This window comes from Rhodanobacter sp. Soil772 (assembly GCF_001428385.1).
Lineage (GTDB): Bacteria > Pseudomonadota > Gammaproteobacteria > Xanthomonadales > Rhodanobacteraceae > Rhodanobacter.
Genome location: NZ_LMSK01000005.1, coordinates 64,693 through 79,972, shown reverse-complemented (window position 1 = coordinate 79,972; position 15,280 = coordinate 64,693). Strand labels below are relative to the sequence as shown.

The window sequence follows — 15,280 nt, the reverse complement described above, 5'->3', positions numbered from 1 at the left end:
CTACCGGCGCCCACCGAAGCGCCGGCGCCAGTCGCCGCTGCACAATGCCCAGCCCACGTAGATGCCGGCGGTCACGCCCAGCAACTCGCACAGCACGCGCAGGCCGATGTGGTCCGGGTCATGCACTTCGGCCAGCTTCACCCTCAACAGTTGCAGCGACTGCAGCCGGCCGTAGTTGAAATAGAACAGGTTCCACAAGTCGCCGCTGGCGGTCAGCGCGGTTGCCAGCAGGAACGACCAGCCGATCTGCGGGCCGTAGCCCCAGCCGTTGCGCCGGCCCAGCCAGTGGAACACGAAAAACAGCAGCAGCCCTGCCGCCGCGGCGATCAAGCCGGCCTGGACCCCGCCGACGATCCCGTAACCCATCCACGACTGGTCGTACTGCATCGCGCACCCCTGAACCGTGTTGCCACTGCATCGCGCATTATGGGTCATCGCCGTGGACGGCGCGGCGCGCGCTAGACTTCGGCGGAACTTCCGCGCAAGCCACGCCATGAACCAGCCACTCTCGCCGCGCACCGCCCTGATCCTGGTCGACGTGCAGCCGGACTTCATGCCCGGCGGCACGCTGGCCTGTCACGAGGGCGACGCGATCGTGCCGGGCATCGACGCGCTGCTGCGCCAGCGCCGCTTCCGCCACGTGGTGGCCACGCAGGACTGGCATCCGCGCGGGCACGTCTCGTTCGCCAGCTCGCATCCCGGCCGCGCACCGTTCGAGCAGATCACGCTGTACGGCCAGCCGCAGACGCTGTGGCCGGAGCATTGCGTGCAGGGCACGCCGGGCGCCGAGCTGCACCCGGGCATCGACTGGTCGGCGCTGGACGCGGTGATCCGCAAGGGCAGCGACCCCGCCGTGGATTCCTACAGCGGCTTCCGCGAAAACCACGGCCCGCACGGCAACCGCCCCAGCACCGGCCTGGCCGGCTGGCTGCGCGAGCGCGGCGTGGACGAGGTGTTCGTGTGCGGACTGGCGCGCGACGTGTGCGTGCTGTGGACCGCGCAGGACGCGCAGGAACTGGGCTTCCGCGCCAGCGTGCTGTGGGACTTGAGCCGCCCGGTGGCGCCGGCCGGCGACGAGGCCAGCCGCGCCACGCTGCAGGCGCAAGGCATCGGCATCGTCACGTCGACGGCGCTGGCGGCCACCTGAACTTCAGGCGTCGTTCTCGCCGGAGGCACGCACCTGCGGCTCGCCGTCCGCGTCGACCTCCACGCGCAGCGTGATCGGCCGGCAGCACACCTGGCAGTCCTCGATGTACTGCTGGCTGGGGATCGAGGCATCAACCAGGATCTCGATCGGCTCGCCGCAGTACGGGCAGTCGATGGTGTGCGGCGTGAGCATGGGCGCGTCTCGACAGGCGGGCGCCCAAGTACACCACGGCGGCGTAGCGTCGGCGATGCGACGCTCAACCCTTGCGCAGGGACCATGCCTGCGGCAGGCCGATCCAGAACAGCGCGTCGCGCGCGCAGCGCGGGGCCAGTTTCAGCAGTTCGTTGTCCTTGCTGACCAGCCAGCGCGCACCCGATGCCTGCGCCAGTTCCAGAAACTTCTGGTCGTCCGGGTCGGCGCAACGCGGCAACGGCACATCGGCAGGCGCCGTGGCCAGTTCGTCCGGCAGGCAGCGCACCAGCGCATCGAACGCCGCCTCGATCGCCGGGCGGGCGGCGTCGGTAACCGGCAACTGCGGGTAGTGCAGCACGCGCAGCCATTCGGCGCGGCAATCGGCGCGCGTCACCGCCTCGATCGTGCCGTCCTGCATCGCCACATGCAGCGCCGCGGACTGCGGTTCATGGAACACGAACAGGTCCAGGCACACATTGGTGTCCAGCACGATGCGCGGTGGCGGCAGGTGGTCGGCAGTCATCGCGCCATGATGAGGCAAGCGGGCCACGCTATACACTGCACGCTTTCCGACCGGAACCGACGACCATGGCCGAGCGCGAGTTCGACAACTACCTTGCCCGCTCCGGCGCCAGCCTGGAAGGCTCGCGCTACTCCGCCTGGCTCGCGGTCACGCCGCGCCGCCACGGCTTTCCGGTGTACTACGCGATCTGCGAGAACCGCAGCTTCCGCGACAAGGGCCTCGCCGAAGCCGCCGCCGCCAAGGCGCTGGCCGACATGACCGGGCTGGAAGCGGACGGCACGCCGATCTTCCCCGAGGGCTACACCGGCTTCGACGACTAGACCGCGGCGAGTTCGCGCAAGCGTTCCACCGCCGCCGGGATCGCCGCCGGCGCATCCACCGTGAGCACGTGCGGTTCGTCGGCGTCGAGGCCGTTCTCCAACTCGTGCGCCCAGGTCACGTGGTACGGCAGGTACACGCCCCAGCCGCCCAGGCGCACCACCGGCTCGATGTCCGAGCGCAGCGAGTTGCCGACCATCGCGAACTGCGCCGGCTGCAGCGCGAACTCGCCGAGCACGCGCTGGTAGGTGGCGGCGTTCTTCTCCGACACGATCTCGATGCGGCGGAACAGGTCGGCCAGCCCGGACTCGGCCACCTTCTTTTCCTGGTGGAACAGGTCGCCCTTGGTGATCAGTACCACCTCGTACCGCTGCGCCACCGCCTCGACCGCTGCGCGGATGCCGGACAGCAGTTCCACCGGATGCTGCAGCACGGTCTTGCCCAGCTCGACCAGACGATGGATGTCGGCGGCGCTGATGCGGCCGTCGCTGATCGTGATCGCCGTCTCCACCATCGACAGCGCCATGCCCTTGGCGCCGTAGCCGAACAGCTTGAGGTTGCGCTGCTCGGTGGCCAGCATGCTGTCGTGCACGTGCTGGTCACCGAGGTCCACGTAGCGCCCCATGATCGCGGCGAACGCCTCGCTGGCCGCGCGGTAGTAGCCCTCGCTGTGCCACAGCGTGTCGTCGCCGTCGAAACCGATCAATTGCAGCATGGTTGTTCCGTTCTCTGTGTTCCGCCGTTCAGCCCACGTCGCTGCCCAGGCGCAGGTTGATATGCAGGGCCGTGGCCAGTTCGCGCATCGGCTCGTTGTCGCGGGTCAGGGTGATCCAGCCGGCGCAGGCATCGTCGGCGGTTTCCCACGACCACACCGTGTAGCCGAATTCGGCGAGGCGGTCGTAGGCGATGCCGAGCAGGGTGCCCGCATCGGTGTCGTCGAAGAAGTCGTCGTCGTCCGGGTCGCCGTTCCAGTCGATCGACAGGTTCCAGCGCGCGCTCAGCTCGTCCAACGCCTGCACCAGCGCACGCAGGTCGTGCTCGTCGACCATGAAGCCGGAGCGCCAGTCGATCACCCGGCCGACCAGCTCGACCGGCTCCGCGTCTTCGACCTCCGCCGCGGCCTCGCGGTAACCCGCGAACTGCTGCAGCGCGGTCTCCTCGTCGCCGGGATTGATCAGCAGCAGCAACTGCCAGACCTTCGCCTCGACCGAGTCGTCCTCCTCGTCGAAGTCCGGGCCGGTATCGAAATCGTCGTCGTCGCGCATGCTCACGCGCCCACCCGCCGCCTGACCGCATCCATGTCGCGCACCGGGCGGATCTCGATCGCGCCGGTGCGCGCCCACGGGAACTCCGCGGCGATCCGCACCGCCTCGTCCATGTCGGCGGCCTCGATCAGGTTGAAGCCGCCCAGGTATTCCTTGGTTTCGGCGAACGGGCCGTCGACGACGCTGCTGCGCTGGCCGCGCACGCGCAGGGTGCGCGCCGTGGCCGGGTGTTCCAGCTGCTGCGAGCCGAGCAGGCAGCCGTCGGCCTGCAATTCGTCGGCGTGGCCCAGGCAGCCGCGCATCAAGGTGTCGAACTCGCCTTCCGGCAACGCGTCCAGCAAGGCGTCGTCGCAGTAGATCATCACGAGAAATTTCATGGCGTCCTCGGCAGGGGAAGGTTCACGGAACCATGGGGAAGCGGTGCGAACGTGGATAATGCCGCACATGACCACCGTGCACGATACCCCCGGCGCATTCTCCTGCCATCCGATCGCGTTCGTGCGCTCGCCGTACGCGCGGCGCATCGACGCGCCGCACCAGTCCACCGTGGTCGCCGGCACCGAGACGCAGGCGGCGGCCGAGGCGGTGATCGAGTTCGTGGCGGGTTTCCCCGCGGCGGCCTGGCGCGATCTCGCCGGCTTCGAGCGGATCTGGCTGCTGTTCGCGTTCCACCGCAGCGAAGGCTGGAAGGCCGAGGTACGCCCGCCACGCGGCGGCGGCAAGCGCAGCGTGCTGGCGACCCGCTCGCCGCACCGGCCGAACGCGATCGGGCTGTCCGCGGTGGAGCTGGTCGCGGTCGAAGACGGCACGCTGCGCGTGCGCGGAGTGGACCTGCTCGACGGCACGCCGATCCTCGACATCAAGCCGTACGTGCCGTACGCGGACGCGTTCCCCGGTTCGCGCGCCGGCTGGATCGACGCGATCGACGCGGCGCAGGGCCGGCATTCCGCGCCGGGGCCGCGCAAGCCGCGCTCGGCGCGGCCACGCGGCACGGACGACGACGTCAACGCATCATGAGCAGCTGCCGCAGCACGTGCTGCCGCCGCTGACGTGGATCTGCCGCGGCTCGGACACGCGACTGGCCTCATAGCCCGCCTCGTGCAGGGCGGTGATGACCTGGCCGGAGGTCAATGACGCCGCCACGTCGATCTGTCCCGCGACGGGATCGCCGCTGACCTGTGCGTTGGCGTCATGGGCACGCAGGATGGCGGCGATGGCGCCGGTATCACCGGCAAGATCCTTCACTTGAAACAGCATCGGTACGGTCTCCAGGGCAACGGCGGGACATCCGCCAACGGCGATGATGGCGGCCGGCCCGGCCGGGCGCCCTGACCGGGATCAGGGCAATCCCAGCCCGTGAGACCTACGCTCGGCAAACTGCCCTGGCCGGCGCGGACCGCTCCGCCACCGGTACCCGATGCACTGGCAGTGGATCGGTTCAAACCTTGGCCGCGCCCGGCTCTACCGCCGGCGCGGCTTTTTTTGGTTCAGGGAACCTCGAATAACTCGGCTTTTGTTCGTCATCCCAGCGAAAGCTGGGATCCAGCGACTCCAAGCCCTTGAACAGCCAAGGCGCTGGATTCCAGCTTTCGCCGGAATGACGGACGTTCGAGGGTCTCCGAGGTGCCCTCAGAGCGGCGCCGTGGCCGTCGACCACCACGAACTCACCCCGCAGCTGCTTGACACGCGCCATGACCGCGAGCCTCAACGCACACTGAACCGCGCGCGCCATGACCGGCGACGCCTGCGCTACCCTCACGGCATACGCCCTTCCGGAGGCATCGCATGAAAAACTTCCTGTGGCTGCTCCCGCTCGTGCTGACCGCCTGCATGGCGGCACCGGAGTCGGGCACGCAAGCGGCCGTGCCCGCGCCGGCCAGCGATGACATGCCGACATCGACCACCACCCTCACGCGCTACCGCTGGCAACTGCACGACGCCGTCGACGCCGGCAACCAGCGCCTCGATGCGCTGTTCGGCAAGACGGACAAGCCGCCGCTGCAACTCGACTTCACCACCGACCAGCTCAGCGTGCGCAACGCCTGCAACCCGATCGGCGGCGGCTACAAGATCGTCGAGGACCACCTGGTCGCCACTTCGTTGCGGCAGACCATGATGGCCTGCACCGACGCCACCCTGATGCAGCGCGAAACCACCATCAAGGCCGTGCTGCAGAGCCGGCCCGCGCTGATCCTGTCGACGCCCGGCAACACGCCGCTGCTCACCCTGGCGGCCGCCAACGGCCAGACCCTCACGTTCGCCGGCCAGCCCACCGCCGAGACGCGCTACGGCGGCCCCGGCGAAACGATGTTCCTGGAAGTGGCGCCGCAGACGGTGCCCTGCCGGCACCCGCTGATACCGGAAAAAACTTGCCTGCAGGTGCGCGAACGCCACTACGACGCGAACGGCCTGCGCGCGGGCGAGCCCGGCCCGTGGCAGCCGCTGCAGCAGGACATCGAGGGCTACGTGCACGAGCCCGGCGTGCGCAACGTGCTGCGCGTGAAGCGCTACCCGCTGAAGCAGTCGCCGGCCGATGCGCCGTCCAGCGCGTACGTGCTGGACATGGTGGTCGAGAGCGAGATCGTCGAACCGAAGAGCACGGCGCAACCTTGAGCCTTGCTCAACAACACTGTCCGCGCTTCAGCGCGTCGCCCCCAGCAACCCCACGCGATACCCGGCCGCGCGCAGCTTGCCGGTCGCCTTCGCGTTCAGCACCAGCAGCACGATCAGGCTGACCAGCGGCACGAACATCAGCACGATCAGGATCACCCGGGTCGCCATCGAGTAGCCCAGGCCCGAGCACAGGCGAAAGGTGCCAACCAGGCCCACGAGCGCCGCGCACACCACCACCAGCAGGCCGACCGGGCCCAGGAAAATCCTCGCGGCGGCGCCGGCGACATAGGCAAGGATCGAGTAGATGATCAGTTTCTGCGCGCTGGCCACCTGCTCGATGCCGGCCTCGTTCGCCACCGGCGCCGCGATATCGTCCTTCGGTGCCTCGTACGGATCATAGGTATTCATTTCCCTTCCCCCTGTTGAGTTGCGTGAACCCGTTTCCTTCCCGCGGAATGCCTTGACCCGCTTCCCCAAACTGACGTGCAAACGGGTCGCCGACGCATCCGGACGGACTATTTCCGCAGCAGCGACTGCAGCTTCAGGTACACGCCGTTGCTCCAGCCGAAGCCGATCACGTTGTCCTTGTAGCCGGCGCTGATCTTCACGTCGGCATTGCCGCTGGCCATGTTGTATTTCTCGCGGATGGTGCCGTCGGCGGCGAGGCTGCGGTCGATGGTGGCGGTGAACGCGCGCGCGAGGCGGCGGGCGTCGTCGTGGAAACCGTAGGCGTCCAGACCATCGATCGCCAGCCAGTTGGTCGGCGCCCAACCGAACGGCGCATCCCATTGCGCGCCGCTGGCGTGGTCGCTCATCTGCAGGCCGCCCTTGCGCTCGAACACGCCGAGCTTGCCGCGCAGCGCCGCGGCCTGCTGCGGCGAGGCCGCACCGGCCCACAAGGGATAGTAGGTGGTGACGAAGCGGTAGCCGGACGGCTTGCCGCTGACGAAGTCGTAGTCCATGTACATGCCCTGGTCGGCCCGCCACAGGTATTTGTCGATCGCCGCGCGCCGCGCCGCGGCGACATCGGCCCAGTGCGCGGCATCCGCTTGCAGACCCAGTTGCACGGCAAAGTCGTGCAGGTCGCGTTCGTAGCGGTACAGCAGGCTGTTCAGATCCACCGGCGCGTAGTGATGGGTGGAGCCGCCGAACGGGCCCATGCGGAAAGTGGTGTCGAAGCCCGATTCGCGCATCGCGCGGTCGCCCAGGTAGTAGTCGGCACTGAGGCGATAGCCTTGCGACCACGCGCCGGCGCAGACTTTCGAGGCCGCGACGTCGCAACTGGTTTTCTTCAGCCGCGCGACTTCCGCCGCATCCGGGTGTTCGGCCGCCTTCACCAGATAGCCCGGGTCGTCGGCCGGGTGCGCCAGCAGCCAGTCGATCACGCCGCGCAGGTAGTGGCTGTCGCGGAACTCCAGCACCGGCGCCGCGCCGCCGTAGTCGTAGTAGCGGGCCAGCCCGGTAGCGCCGGCCAGGTGTTCCTTGCGCGTCCACGTCGCATGGTCGCGCACCGCCAGCGGATACGCCTGCTGCAGCCACGCACGCGCGGCGGCCTTGTCCTTGAAGCTGGCCGGGTCGTCCAGCAGCGCGCGCATCATCGCGCCGAGAAACGGCGGCTGCGAACGGGTCAGGTAATAGCTGCGGTTCGCGTTGAGCACCGCGCCGTAGTACTGCACCTCGAACAGCGCGTTGTCGACCATGTCGCGCGCCAGCGCCGTGCGCTGGTCGGCCAGCAGCCCGAGCACGATGAAGTAGCTGTCCCAGCCGTACATCTCGTTGAAGAAGCCGCCCGGCACCACGTACGGATGCGGCAGATAGAGCAGCCCCTGCTGCGGCAACGCACGTGGCGAGACATCGCCCAGTACGTCGATCGCCCGCGGCAGCACGTGCACGTCGACGCGACAACGCGCCTGCACCGCGGCCAGCCCCGGCGGCGCCGGCAGGTTGGCTGGCAGGTACAGCACCGGCGGCGTGCCCACCTTGCTGTCGCCCAGCGCCGAGCAGTCGTCCATCGAACGGGTCAGCGTGGTCCACGCGCGGTCGATGTAGGCGCGCGTCTTCTGCGCATCGGGCTGCGCCGCGGCCGCCGTGCCGGCAAGCAGGACAGCCAGACCGGACAGGACAAATGACAGGAATGATTTTTTCATGGTCATGGATGGACGCCGTGGATACATGCGCGACAGCGTGTAACCATGGCCCCGCCGATGCAACCGGCACGCTTCTGCGACCGATGTATCCTGCGCCGTCAACCGGCCCACCGTGCGCCCGGCCCGCTGCGCGGGGCATGACAAGAAACGGGGTGTCCCGTCCCGTTCGTCGGGCGCATGCTGTGCGCGCTCCCGGCAGGGCGCCGCGATGCACGGCGCGTGCACGGGACGTAACTATCCGGGTCAACGACGATCATCTGCGGGGAGAACGACGCGTGCGTGTTGGAAAAAGCGGTGCGAGACCGATCATGAAAATCCGGCCGGACGGCCGCTGGGCTCTACTGTTGTGCAGCGTGCTGGGCATCGCCCTGCCGCTGCAGGTGGCGCATTCGCAGACCGTCGGCGGCGCCGCGCCGGCGCCGCGCCAGTCGCTGGACGACGCGTGGTGGACCGGCCCGATGCTGGCGAACTCGGCGGCGACGCTGCCGCGCGGCCACGTCCTGGTCGAGCCCTATCTGTACGACGTGCGCTCGGCCCATGCGAACGGCTACGGCTCGCTCACCTACATGCTGTACGGACTCACCGACCGGCTCACCGTCGGGCTGGTGCCGGTGCTGGGCTACAACCGGGTGGACGGTGGCCCCGACAGCTCCGGCGTCGGCTTCGGCGACGTCAGCGTGCAGGCGCAGTACCGCTTGACCCAGTTCCACGAAGGCAGCTGGGTGCCCACGATCTCGCTGCAGCTGCAGGAAACCCTGCCGACCGGCAAGTACGACCGGCTGGGCGACCGCCCCGCCGACGGCCTCGGCGGCGGCGCGCGCACCACCACGCTGCAGGTCAACACGCAGACTTACTTCTGGCTGGGCAACGGCCGCATCCTGCGCATGCGTTTCAACGTGGCGCAGTCGTTTTCCGGCACGGCGGATGTCGCGGACGTCAGCGTCTACGGCACGCCGGAAGGCTTCCACGGCACGGCCCGGCCCGGTCGTTCCTTCCTCGTCAACGCGGCGTGGGAATACAGCCTGAGCCAGCGCTGGGTGCTCGCGTTCGACCTCACCTACCGGCACAGCCACAACACCCGCGTGCGCGGCGACGTCGCGCTTCCCGGCAGCGCGCAGGCAAGCTCACACCTGCGCAGCGATTCCGGCACCAGCGCGGCGTTCGGTTTCGCACCGGCGATCGAATACAACTGGAGCGCCCGCGTAGGCATGCTGGTAGGCGTTCGCGTGATCACCGGCGGCCACGCCACCGCCACCACGATCACCCCGGCGGTGGCGCTCAACTACGTCCACTGAGCTCGATGCGCCTGCCGTCGGGTCCGCGTTGCGCGACCAGTCCGCATCTCGATCCGCGCATGCCGCGGCTCGATCATCACGCGCCGTCGCGCGTTTCCGGCAGGCGCAGGATGAACACGATCACCAGCACGGCCACGCCCGTCAGCACCCACGGCAGCCACGCATGGTTGCGCACCAGCCAGATCGACGCGGTCATCGACGGCACGACCAGCGCGATCGCGGTCAGCTTGGCCCGCCGCGGCACCGTGCGCTCGCGCTCCCAGCGCGCGATCGCCGGCCCCAGCCGCGGCCGCGACAACAGCCAGCGGTGCCAGCGCGGCGACGCTCGCGACCAGCAGGCCGCCGTCAACAACAGGAACGGCACGGTCGGCAACAGCGGCAGCACCATGCCGACCAAGGCCAGCGCCAACGACAGCGCACCGGCCACGATCAGCAGCCAGCGCACGATGCGGGCTCGACGTTGTTCCGGGGCGGCTGGGCCAGACATGGACAAGAAGCAGGCTCGTGAAAATGATGTCGACCGACTCTAGCGCATGCCGATGAAATGGATCACCAGGGCCAAGAAATCTTGATCAGTGCGCCGCCATGCGGATTATTCGAGCTCAGTGGCTGCTATCGACCCAAAGCGGACCTCTCAGACCACGTCCCCTGTGCTCTCCGCAGAGCGCCTAGCAGCAGTCCTCAACGCCTTCTCGCTCGCGAGTAGGCTCGCATCCTCTCCATGAATTCGTCGGCTAGCTCCATCCGCCCTTCCCCGAGCATGTCCACCATCGGATCGATGATCCAGTCGTGCATGCGCGTAGTTGCTAGCAAACGCACCCCGTTTTCCGCTTGTAGGCGGTTGGCCTGCAACGAACCGCGTAGCCCGCGCGTCCGGCTGGCGAGGAAAAAGGTGAAGCTCCCGATGGTCATGACGATTACGCCAGCACGCCAGCCACCGTGAGGCGGTAGTGCTAAACCGTGGTCATCAGCGATGCGATAGCTGATGGTGATGTCATGCTTTGTCCAAAGCGTGCCTGCCGGATTCAACAGCCAAGAGCGAATACGTTCAATCACCGGGCCGAACCCGACAGCATCGACCCGTTCGATGCCGCTTCGAGGGCAAACAGCCCAGCGCCAAAGCGTCTGCAAAGCGAAACGATGCAAGAGATTGGGGTCGCCCGGAACCACGTTTGGGGCCATTTCGATCTGTCCGTCGGGCAGCGGCCATGACGAAAGTTGATGGCGCAGACGCATGAATTCGTTGTCCGCGGGCCCGAAGAGTTTGAACTCACAAACCGGGCACACGAACTCGCCGTATACGCCTCCGCGGCATTTTTGGACGGTTTGGCCTGGATAGGCGGCCTTCCGGTTGATCACGAACGGTGGAAGATCGTCTCGTGCGTCCGAGAAAAGGAGATGCAGCGCCTTCGGATAGACGTGCGATTCCGCTAGCCTCGGCACAGTAGCGCCACAGAGCGCGCAGGTCTCCATCAGCCTCCTGCTGCCTTTGCGCAAGAATGAGCTCGCTTGGAGCTGATAAACAACATAACCATACTGTTGGAGGCTTCATTCTCCATATTGCCGTCGAGCAGCGCTTGGATCACCGCGGTGCGATAGGCTAGGAATCCTGGGGCAGTTGCGACCTTACTTGCCACTGACAGCCTAGCGCAACTCATCCGGGCATCAGTACATTTATCCAAGCGCAAAGTGGCTGGCTAGTGCGTCCGCTCGTGGCCGGTAGCAGTCTCTCGCACCAGGATCAGCATATCCGTCGGCCGTTATTCCAAATCGGTGGCGGTGGTCAATCCGTTCCGGTTCCGTGATCAATCCATCCCGGCGCTCGTGCCCCGGTGCATGCCGACACGCCGGGACGTGCTGTCCCTTGCCACGGCCTACTGCTGCTGCATCAGCTGGTCGACGCGCTCGTGCATGGCCATGACCTGGCCCAGGCATTCGGCATTTGCGCCGAAGGCATCGCGACCCCGGAGCATTCGACCTGCGCCTGTTTCACCGCGCCTGCGCTGCTGCATGCATCGCACGAAAAAGCCGCCCGGATCGCTCCGGGCGGCTTCGTTTACAGCGGGCGGTTCTGGATCAGTCGACCGCGGCGTCCAGCCCGCGACGCTTCAGCAGCGGCTCGATCTTCGGTTCCTGGCTGGTGAAGTCGCGGAACAGCTGCAGCGCGTCCTTGCTGCCGCCCTGCGAAAGCAGGGTGGCGCGGAAGCGGTCGCCGTTGGCGCGGGTGAGGCCACCGTTCGCCTTGATCCAATCGACCGTGTCCGCGTCCAGCACTTCCGACCAGATGTAGGCGTAGTAGCCGGCTGCGTAGCCGCCCATGATGTGGCTGAAATACGGCGTGCGGTAGCGCGGCGGCACCGGCGCGTAGTCGGTGCCGTTCGCCTTCAACGCGGCGGCCTCGAACGCCACCACGCCGCCGGCTTCGGGAATCTTGTCGGCGCCGATCTGGTGCCAGCTCTGGTCGAGCATCGCCGAGCCGAGGTACTCGGTGGTGGCGAAGCCCTGGTTGAACTTCGAGGTGGCCAGCACCTTGTCCAGCAGCGCCTTCGGCATCGGCGCGCCGGTCTGGTAGTGCTTGGCGTAGTTCGCCAGCACGCTCGGCCAGTCGGACCACATCTCGTTGACCTGCGAGGGGAACTCCACGAAGTCGCGCGGCACGCTGGTGCCGCTGAAGTACGGGTACTTCACGTTCGAGAACATGCCGTGCAGCGCGTGGCCGAACTCGTGGAACGTCGTGGTCACTTCGTCCCAGGTCAGCAGGGTCGGGCCGCTGGCCGGCTTGGTGATGTTGAGGTGGTTGGCCACCACCGGCAGGTTGCCGGTCAGCGCGGACTGCTCGACGTAGGAGTTCATCCACGCGCCGCCGCGTTTGGACGGCCGCGCGTACATGTCGGCCAGGAAGATCGCCAGTTGCTTGCCGTCCGCGTTGTACACGTCGTACACCAGCACGTCGGGGTTGTAGACCGGCAGGTCGGTGCGCTGCTTGAAGCTGAGCCCGTAGAGCTGGCCGGCGGCGTAGAACACGCCGTTCTCCAGCACGTTCTTCATTTCCAGGTAGGGCTTCAACTGGCTCTCGTCGAAGCTGTATTTCTCGGCGCGCACCTTCTCGGTGTAGTACGCCCAGTCCCACGGCTGCAGCGCGAACGTGGGCTTGCCCTTCGCGGCCTGCTCCTTGTCGATCATCGCCTGGATCGCCGCGCCCTCGCGCTTCGCATTCGCCACCGCCGGCGGCGCCAGCTCGGTCAGCATGGCGTTGACCGCTTCGGGCGTCTTCGCCGTTTCGTCGGCCAGCACGTAGGCGGCGTAGGTGGGATAGCCGAGCATCTTCGCCTTCTCGGCGCGCAGCTTCAGCACCTGCGACACGATCGCGGTGTTGTCGTACTGATTGCCGCGGCTGCCGCGCACGATCGACGCCTGGTGCAGGCGTTCGCGCAGGGCACGGTTCTGCAATTGGGCTTCCGGTGGTTGCCCGGTGGTGTTGAGCAAGGCGATCACGTACTTGCCGTCCAGGCCCTTCGCCTTCGCGGCAGCGGCGGCGGCGCCGATCTGCTCGTCAGTGAGGCCGGCCAGTTCCTCCTTCGTGTCGACCACCACGGCGGAGTCGTTCACCTCGGCCAGCACGTTCTGGCTGAATTTCGTGCCCAGCTTCGCCAGCTCGCCGTTGATCTCCTTCAGGTGCGCCTTGTCGGCGTCGGACAGCTTGGCGCCGGCGCGCACGAAGTCGGTGTGGTAACGCTCAATCAGGCGCACGCCCTCGGCGTCCAGGCCCAGGCTGTCGCGCGTGTCGTACAGCTGCTGGATGCGCGCGAACAATGCCGGATCCAACGAGATCGCGTCGCGATGCGCGGCCAGCTTCGGCGCGTACTCGGCCTGCAGCGCCTTGCGCGCGTCGTTGGTGTCCACGCCGACCAGGCTGAAGAACACGGTCGAGGTGCGGGAGAGGATCTGCCCGGATTTCTCCAGCGCGAGGATGGTGTTGTCGAAACTCGGCGCCTCGGCGTTGCCGGCGATCGCCTGGACTTCCTTGAGATGCTCGGCCATGCCGCGGTCAAAGCCGGGCGCGAAATCGCTGTCCTTGATCTTGTCGAACTGCGGGTAGTGCAGCGGCAGCGGGCTTTCGCTGAAGAACGGGTTGCCGGCGTCGGCTGCGACCTTATCGGTCTGCGCCTGCGACGTGGCGGACTCGCTCTTGCCGCTGCCGGCATCGGTGCAGGCGGCCATGGAGCCGGACAGGGCAATGGCCAGGGCCAGCGCGATGGGATGCTTCATCAGTAAGGATCTCGTCGTGGGGTAAACCCCGATCCTACCCAATGCGCGGCGTTTTCATCCATGACTAAAGCCATGGGTCACGGCGATTCGCGGCGGCCACCCGGGTGCGCACGCGCCCGAAGTCTCAGCCCGCCCGCGCAACCGGTACGACCACCGCGGTCTTGTTCGCGCCGGCCAGTTGTACCGAGCTCGGCGTGGCCGTCAGCATGGCGCCCATGACCAGCGCGCAAACGGTGAAGCAGACGACGAACAGGCTGGCCAGGATCAGCGATTCGAATTTCATGACGTGTCTCCAGTGATGGGTGATGTTCCCTGTGATGCATGGAGAGCAATCGCCGTGCCAACCCGTCCGGAGCGCGCAAACCGTTGTTTTATCGGCCGCCGGCACGGCGCCGACGATGCGCGCCGGCTGTCCGCGGACAGCTGACGCAGTGTCGCCGGACAGCCGGACAGACAGAGGCGGGCCCGCACAAGGCAACTACCGCCCGACTACGCCGCCAGCCACTGCCGCATCGCGCGGGTGACCGCGGCGGGTTGTTCCATCGGGCTCATGTGACCGCTGTCTTCGACGATCACCAGCCGTGCCTGCGGCATCAGCGCCGCCATCGCCTGGTGCAGCGCCGGCGGGGTGAGAGCATCGTGCCGGCCGCACAGCACCAGCACCGGACACGCCAGTCCGCGCAATGCCGCCGCGCCGTCTTCGCGCCGCATCGCATTCTGCCGCACGAACACCTCGCGGCCCTGGCGCAACGTCATCGCGTTGATCCGCTGCACCAGCGCGGTGTCGTGCAGGCGCTCCGCCGCGATGAAGCTCGGCAGCAGTTGCTCGGTCATGCCGCGGAACTCGCCGGGCAGGCTGACCGACTTGTTGGCCGCCCGCCGCCGCGCGATGCGTTCGGGCGTATCGGCGTGGAACGAGGTGTCGAGCAACGCCAGCCGCTCGATGCGCTGCGGCGCCTGCCGCGCGATTTCCTGGGCGACGTAGCCGCCGAACGAAAAGCCGGCCAGCGCAAAACGCGGCGGCGCCGTCGCCAGCAGCTGCCGGGCCAGCCCGGCGATGCTGTCGCCGTGGCCGAGGTCGGCGACCTGGCCGTCGGCGACATCGGCAAGACCCGCCAACTGGTCGCGCCACAGGTCTTCGTCGCACAGGAATCCGGGAAGCAGCAGCAATGGCGGCCGAGGGTCAGTCACGGGCATGCCAGGCAATCAAGGGGGAAGCATTATCGGCGAGCGCGCCAGTCGCGGCACGACGACATCAGGTTGCGTCAGTCCACGTCGCCTCGATGTCGGCCTTCACCAGGTCATCCAGCGCCGTCGGCGCCACATCCTGCATGTCGAACATGCGGCCATGCCGCATGCCGGCGTAATCGCCATCGCGACGGAACGTCGCCGACCAGACGATGCGGCCGGCGCTCGCCTGCTCGTAATCGCCTTCGTAGGTAAAACCGTTCTTCGTCGTGCCGGAGACCGTAGTCATGGCGGGAGCCTCCTGGCGTGATTGCCCCGCCAGC

The 15,280-nt window shown here is 67.6% G+C and carries 21 protein-coding genes; 5 read left to right on the top strand and 16 right to left on the bottom strand.

Annotated elements, in window-relative coordinates; all coding sequences use genetic code 11:
• The gene (locus ASG75_RS15400; protein WP_056391596.1) at positions 1-387 is read right to left on the bottom strand and encodes a hypothetical protein; all 387 of its coding nucleotides are present in this window, start codon (positions 385-387) and stop codon (positions 1-3) included.
• Positions 388-493: 106 nt separating this feature from the next.
• On the opposite strand from ASG75_RS15400, the gene pncA reads away from it, so the two are divergent.
• Complete coding sequence (pncA, locus tag ASG75_RS15395; RefSeq protein ID WP_056391589.1) at positions 494-1,147, top strand: bifunctional nicotinamidase/pyrazinamidase; 654 nt, start codon at positions 494-496, stop codon at positions 1,145-1,147.
• Between the two features lie 3 nt (positions 1,148-1,150).
• Here pncA and ASG75_RS15390 read toward each other — a convergent pair whose 3' ends face one another.
• Together ASG75_RS15390 and ASG75_RS15385 are read right to left on the bottom strand one after the other, a co-directional pair.
• The gene (locus ASG75_RS15390) at positions 1,151-1,339 is read right to left on the bottom strand and encodes a CPXCG motif-containing cysteine-rich protein (protein ID WP_056391586.1); all 189 of its coding nucleotides are present in this window, start codon (positions 1,337-1,339) and stop codon (positions 1,151-1,153) included.
• Positions 1,340-1,403: 64 nt separating this feature from the next.
• Positions 1,404-1,862 (bottom strand): putative toxin-antitoxin system toxin component, PIN family, encoded by a 459-nt coding sequence (locus ASG75_RS15385; RefSeq protein ID WP_056391583.1) that lies wholly within the window; start codon positions 1,860-1,862, stop codon positions 1,404-1,406.
• Between the two features lie 65 nt (positions 1,863-1,927).
• Here ASG75_RS15385 and ASG75_RS15380 point away from each other — a divergent pair, with 65 nt between their 5' ends.
• Complete coding sequence (locus tag ASG75_RS15380; RefSeq protein WP_056391579.1) at positions 1,928-2,182, top strand: hypothetical protein; 255 nt, start codon at positions 1,928-1,930, stop codon at positions 2,180-2,182.
• Here the strand turns inward: ASG75_RS15380 and ASG75_RS15375 are convergent.
• The 3 genes from ASG75_RS15375 to ASG75_RS15365 are packed head-to-tail and all read right to left on the bottom strand — an operon-like array spanning position 2,179 to position 3,822.
• Positions 2,179-2,895, bottom strand: coding sequence for an HAD family hydrolase (locus ASG75_RS15375; protein ID WP_056391577.1), 717 nt, complete (start codon positions 2,893-2,895; stop codon positions 2,179-2,181). The genes ASG75_RS15380 and ASG75_RS15375 overlap by 4 nt on opposite strands.
• A 28-nt stretch (positions 2,896-2,923) precedes the next feature.
• Complete coding sequence (locus ASG75_RS15370; protein WP_056391574.1) at positions 2,924-3,445, bottom strand: hypothetical protein; 522 nt, start codon at positions 3,443-3,445, stop codon at positions 2,924-2,926.
• A gap of 2 nt (positions 3,446-3,447) precedes the next feature.
• Positions 3,448-3,822 carry a YciI family protein gene (locus tag ASG75_RS15365; RefSeq protein ID WP_056391571.1) on the bottom strand — a complete coding sequence of 125 codons (375 nt, stop codon included), beginning with the start codon at positions 3,820-3,822 and terminating at the stop codon, positions 3,448-3,450.
• A gap of 67 nt (positions 3,823-3,889) precedes the next feature.
• On the opposite strand from ASG75_RS15365, the gene tsaA reads away from it, so the two are divergent.
• Complete coding sequence (gene tsaA, locus ASG75_RS15360) at positions 3,890-4,462, top strand: tRNA (N6-threonylcarbamoyladenosine(37)-N6)-methyltransferase TrmO (RefSeq protein ID WP_056391564.1); 573 nt, start codon at positions 3,890-3,892, stop codon at positions 4,460-4,462.
• Here the strand turns inward: tsaA and ASG75_RS15355 are convergent.
• Complete coding sequence (locus tag ASG75_RS15355; RefSeq protein WP_056391560.1) at positions 4,457-4,702, bottom strand: hypothetical protein; 246 nt, start codon at positions 4,700-4,702, stop codon at positions 4,457-4,459. The genes tsaA and ASG75_RS15355 overlap by 6 nt on opposite strands.
• A gap of 181 nt (positions 4,703-4,883) precedes the next feature.
• Positions 4,884-5,138, bottom strand: coding sequence for a hypothetical protein (locus ASG75_RS16440; protein WP_157616998.1), 255 nt, complete (start codon positions 5,136-5,138; stop codon positions 4,884-4,886).
• Between the two features lie 92 nt (positions 5,139-5,230).
• Between ASG75_RS16440 and ASG75_RS15350 the strand changes: the two genes are divergently transcribed.
• Positions 5,231-6,058: a DUF4377 domain-containing protein gene (locus ASG75_RS15350; protein WP_056391557.1), complete on the top strand. Its 828-nt coding sequence runs from the start codon at positions 5,231-5,233 to the stop codon at positions 6,056-6,058.
• A 27-nt stretch (positions 6,059-6,085) separates the two neighbouring features.
• On the opposite strand, the gene ASG75_RS15345 is transcribed toward ASG75_RS15350, so the two are convergent.
• Complete coding sequence (locus ASG75_RS15345; RefSeq protein ID WP_056391554.1) at positions 6,086-6,466, bottom strand: hypothetical protein; 381 nt, start codon at positions 6,464-6,466, stop codon at positions 6,086-6,088.
• A 107-nt stretch (positions 6,467-6,573) separates the two neighbouring features.
• A complete protein-coding gene (locus tag ASG75_RS15340) occupies positions 6,574-8,205 on the bottom strand; it encodes a trehalase family glycosidase (RefSeq protein ID WP_056391846.1) in 1,632 nt (543 codons plus the stop codon).
• 308 nt (positions 8,206-8,513) lie between these two features.
• On the opposite strand from ASG75_RS15340, the gene ASG75_RS15335 reads away from it, so the two are divergent.
• On the top strand, positions 8,514-9,500 hold the full coding sequence (locus ASG75_RS15335; protein ID WP_056391551.1) for a hypothetical protein: 987 nt from the start codon (positions 8,514-8,516) through the stop codon (positions 9,498-9,500).
• Positions 9,501-9,576: 76 nt separating this feature from the next.
• Here ASG75_RS15335 and ASG75_RS15330 read toward each other — a convergent pair whose 3' ends face one another.
• The 6 genes from ASG75_RS15330 to ASG75_RS15305 form a co-directional block, all read right to left on the bottom strand.
• On the bottom strand, positions 9,577-9,945 hold the full coding sequence (locus ASG75_RS15330) for a YbaN family protein (RefSeq protein ID WP_056391549.1): 369 nt from the start codon (positions 9,943-9,945) through the stop codon (positions 9,577-9,579).
• A gap of 236 nt (positions 9,946-10,181) precedes the next feature.
• Complete coding sequence (locus ASG75_RS16435; RefSeq protein WP_157616997.1) at positions 10,182-10,973, bottom strand: hypothetical protein; 792 nt, start codon at positions 10,971-10,973, stop codon at positions 10,182-10,184.
• Positions 10,974-11,576: 603 nt separating this feature from the next.
• Entirely contained in the window at positions 11,577-13,769 is a 2,193-nt protein-coding gene (locus tag ASG75_RS15315; protein WP_056391540.1) for a M3 family metallopeptidase, read from the bottom strand.
• Between the two features lie 124 nt (positions 13,770-13,893).
• The gene (locus tag ASG75_RS16430) at positions 13,894-14,052 is read right to left on the bottom strand and encodes a hypothetical protein (RefSeq protein WP_157616996.1); all 159 of its coding nucleotides are present in this window, start codon (positions 14,050-14,052) and stop codon (positions 13,894-13,896) included.
• Positions 14,053-14,258: 206 nt separating this feature from the next.
• Positions 14,259-14,960, bottom strand: a complete 702-nt coding sequence (locus ASG75_RS15310) for an alpha/beta fold hydrolase (RefSeq protein ID WP_200935733.1) — start codon at positions 14,958-14,960, stop codon at positions 14,259-14,261.
• A 64-nt stretch (positions 14,961-15,024) separates the two neighbouring features.
• The gene (locus ASG75_RS15305; protein WP_056391534.1) at positions 15,025-15,246 is read right to left on the bottom strand and encodes a hypothetical protein; all 222 of its coding nucleotides are present in this window, start codon (positions 15,244-15,246) and stop codon (positions 15,025-15,027) included.
• Between the last annotated feature and the right edge of the window lie 34 nt (positions 15,247-15,280).

Coding starts and splice junctions, on each gene's coding strand:
- ASG75_RS15340 (WP_056391846.1), bottom strand. CDS start 8,205: ATGAAAAAATCATTCCTGTCATTTGTCCTGTCCGGTCTGGCTGTCCTG.
- ASG75_RS15335 (WP_056391551.1), top strand. CDS start 8,514: ATGAAAATCCGGCCGGACGGCCGCTGGGCTCTACTGTTGTGCAGCGTG.
- ASG75_RS15350 (WP_056391557.1), top strand. CDS start 5,231: ATGAAAAACTTCCTGTGGCTGCTCCCGCTCGTGCTGACCGCCTGCATG.
- pncA (WP_056391589.1), top strand. CDS start 494: ATGAACCAGCCACTCTCGCCGCGCACCGCCCTGATCCTGGTCGACGTG.
- ASG75_RS15365 (WP_056391571.1), bottom strand. CDS start 3,822: ATGAAATTTCTCGTGATGATCTACTGCGACGACGCCTTGCTGGACGCG.
- ASG75_RS15355 (WP_056391560.1), bottom strand. CDS start 4,702: ATGCTGTTTCAAGTGAAGGATCTTGCCGGTGATACCGGCGCCATCGCC.
- tsaA (WP_056391564.1), top strand. CDS start 3,890: ATGACCACCGTGCACGATACCCCCGGCGCATTCTCCTGCCATCCGATC.
- ASG75_RS15385 (WP_056391583.1), bottom strand. CDS start 1,862: ATGACTGCCGACCACCTGCCGCCACCGCGCATCGTGCTGGACACCAAT.
- ASG75_RS15345 (WP_056391554.1), bottom strand. CDS start 6,466: ATGAATACCTATGATCCGTACGAGGCACCGAAGGACGATATCGCGGCG.
- ASG75_RS16435 (WP_157616997.1), bottom strand. CDS start 10,973: ATGGAGACCTGCGCGCTCTGTGGCGCTACTGTGCCGAGGCTAGCGGAA.
- ASG75_RS16430 (WP_157616996.1), bottom strand. CDS start 14,052: ATGAAATTCGAATCGCTGATCCTGGCCAGCCTGTTCGTCGTCTGCTTC.
- ASG75_RS15400 (WP_056391596.1), bottom strand. CDS start 387: ATGCAGTACGACCAGTCGTGGATGGGTTACGGGATCGTCGGCGGGGTC.
- ASG75_RS15315 (WP_056391540.1), bottom strand. CDS start 13,769: ATGAAGCATCCCATCGCGCTGGCCCTGGCCATTGCCCTGTCCGGCTCC.
- ASG75_RS15370 (WP_056391574.1), bottom strand. CDS start 3,445: ATGCGCGACGACGACGATTTCGATACCGGCCCGGACTTCGACGAGGAG.
- ASG75_RS15390 (WP_056391586.1), bottom strand. CDS start 1,339: ATGCTCACGCCGCACACCATCGACTGCCCGTACTGCGGCGAGCCGATC.
- ASG75_RS16440 (WP_157616998.1), bottom strand. CDS start 5,138: ATGGCGCGTGTCAAGCAGCTGCGGGGTGAGTTCGTGGTGGTCGACGGC.
- ASG75_RS15380 (WP_056391579.1), top strand. CDS start 1,928: ATGGCCGAGCGCGAGTTCGACAACTACCTTGCCCGCTCCGGCGCCAGC.
- ASG75_RS15305 (WP_056391534.1), bottom strand. CDS start 15,246: ATGACTACGGTCTCCGGCACGACGAAGAACGGTTTTACCTACGAAGGC.
- ASG75_RS15375 (WP_056391577.1), bottom strand. CDS start 2,895: ATGCTGCAATTGATCGGTTTCGACGGCGACGACACGCTGTGGCACAGC.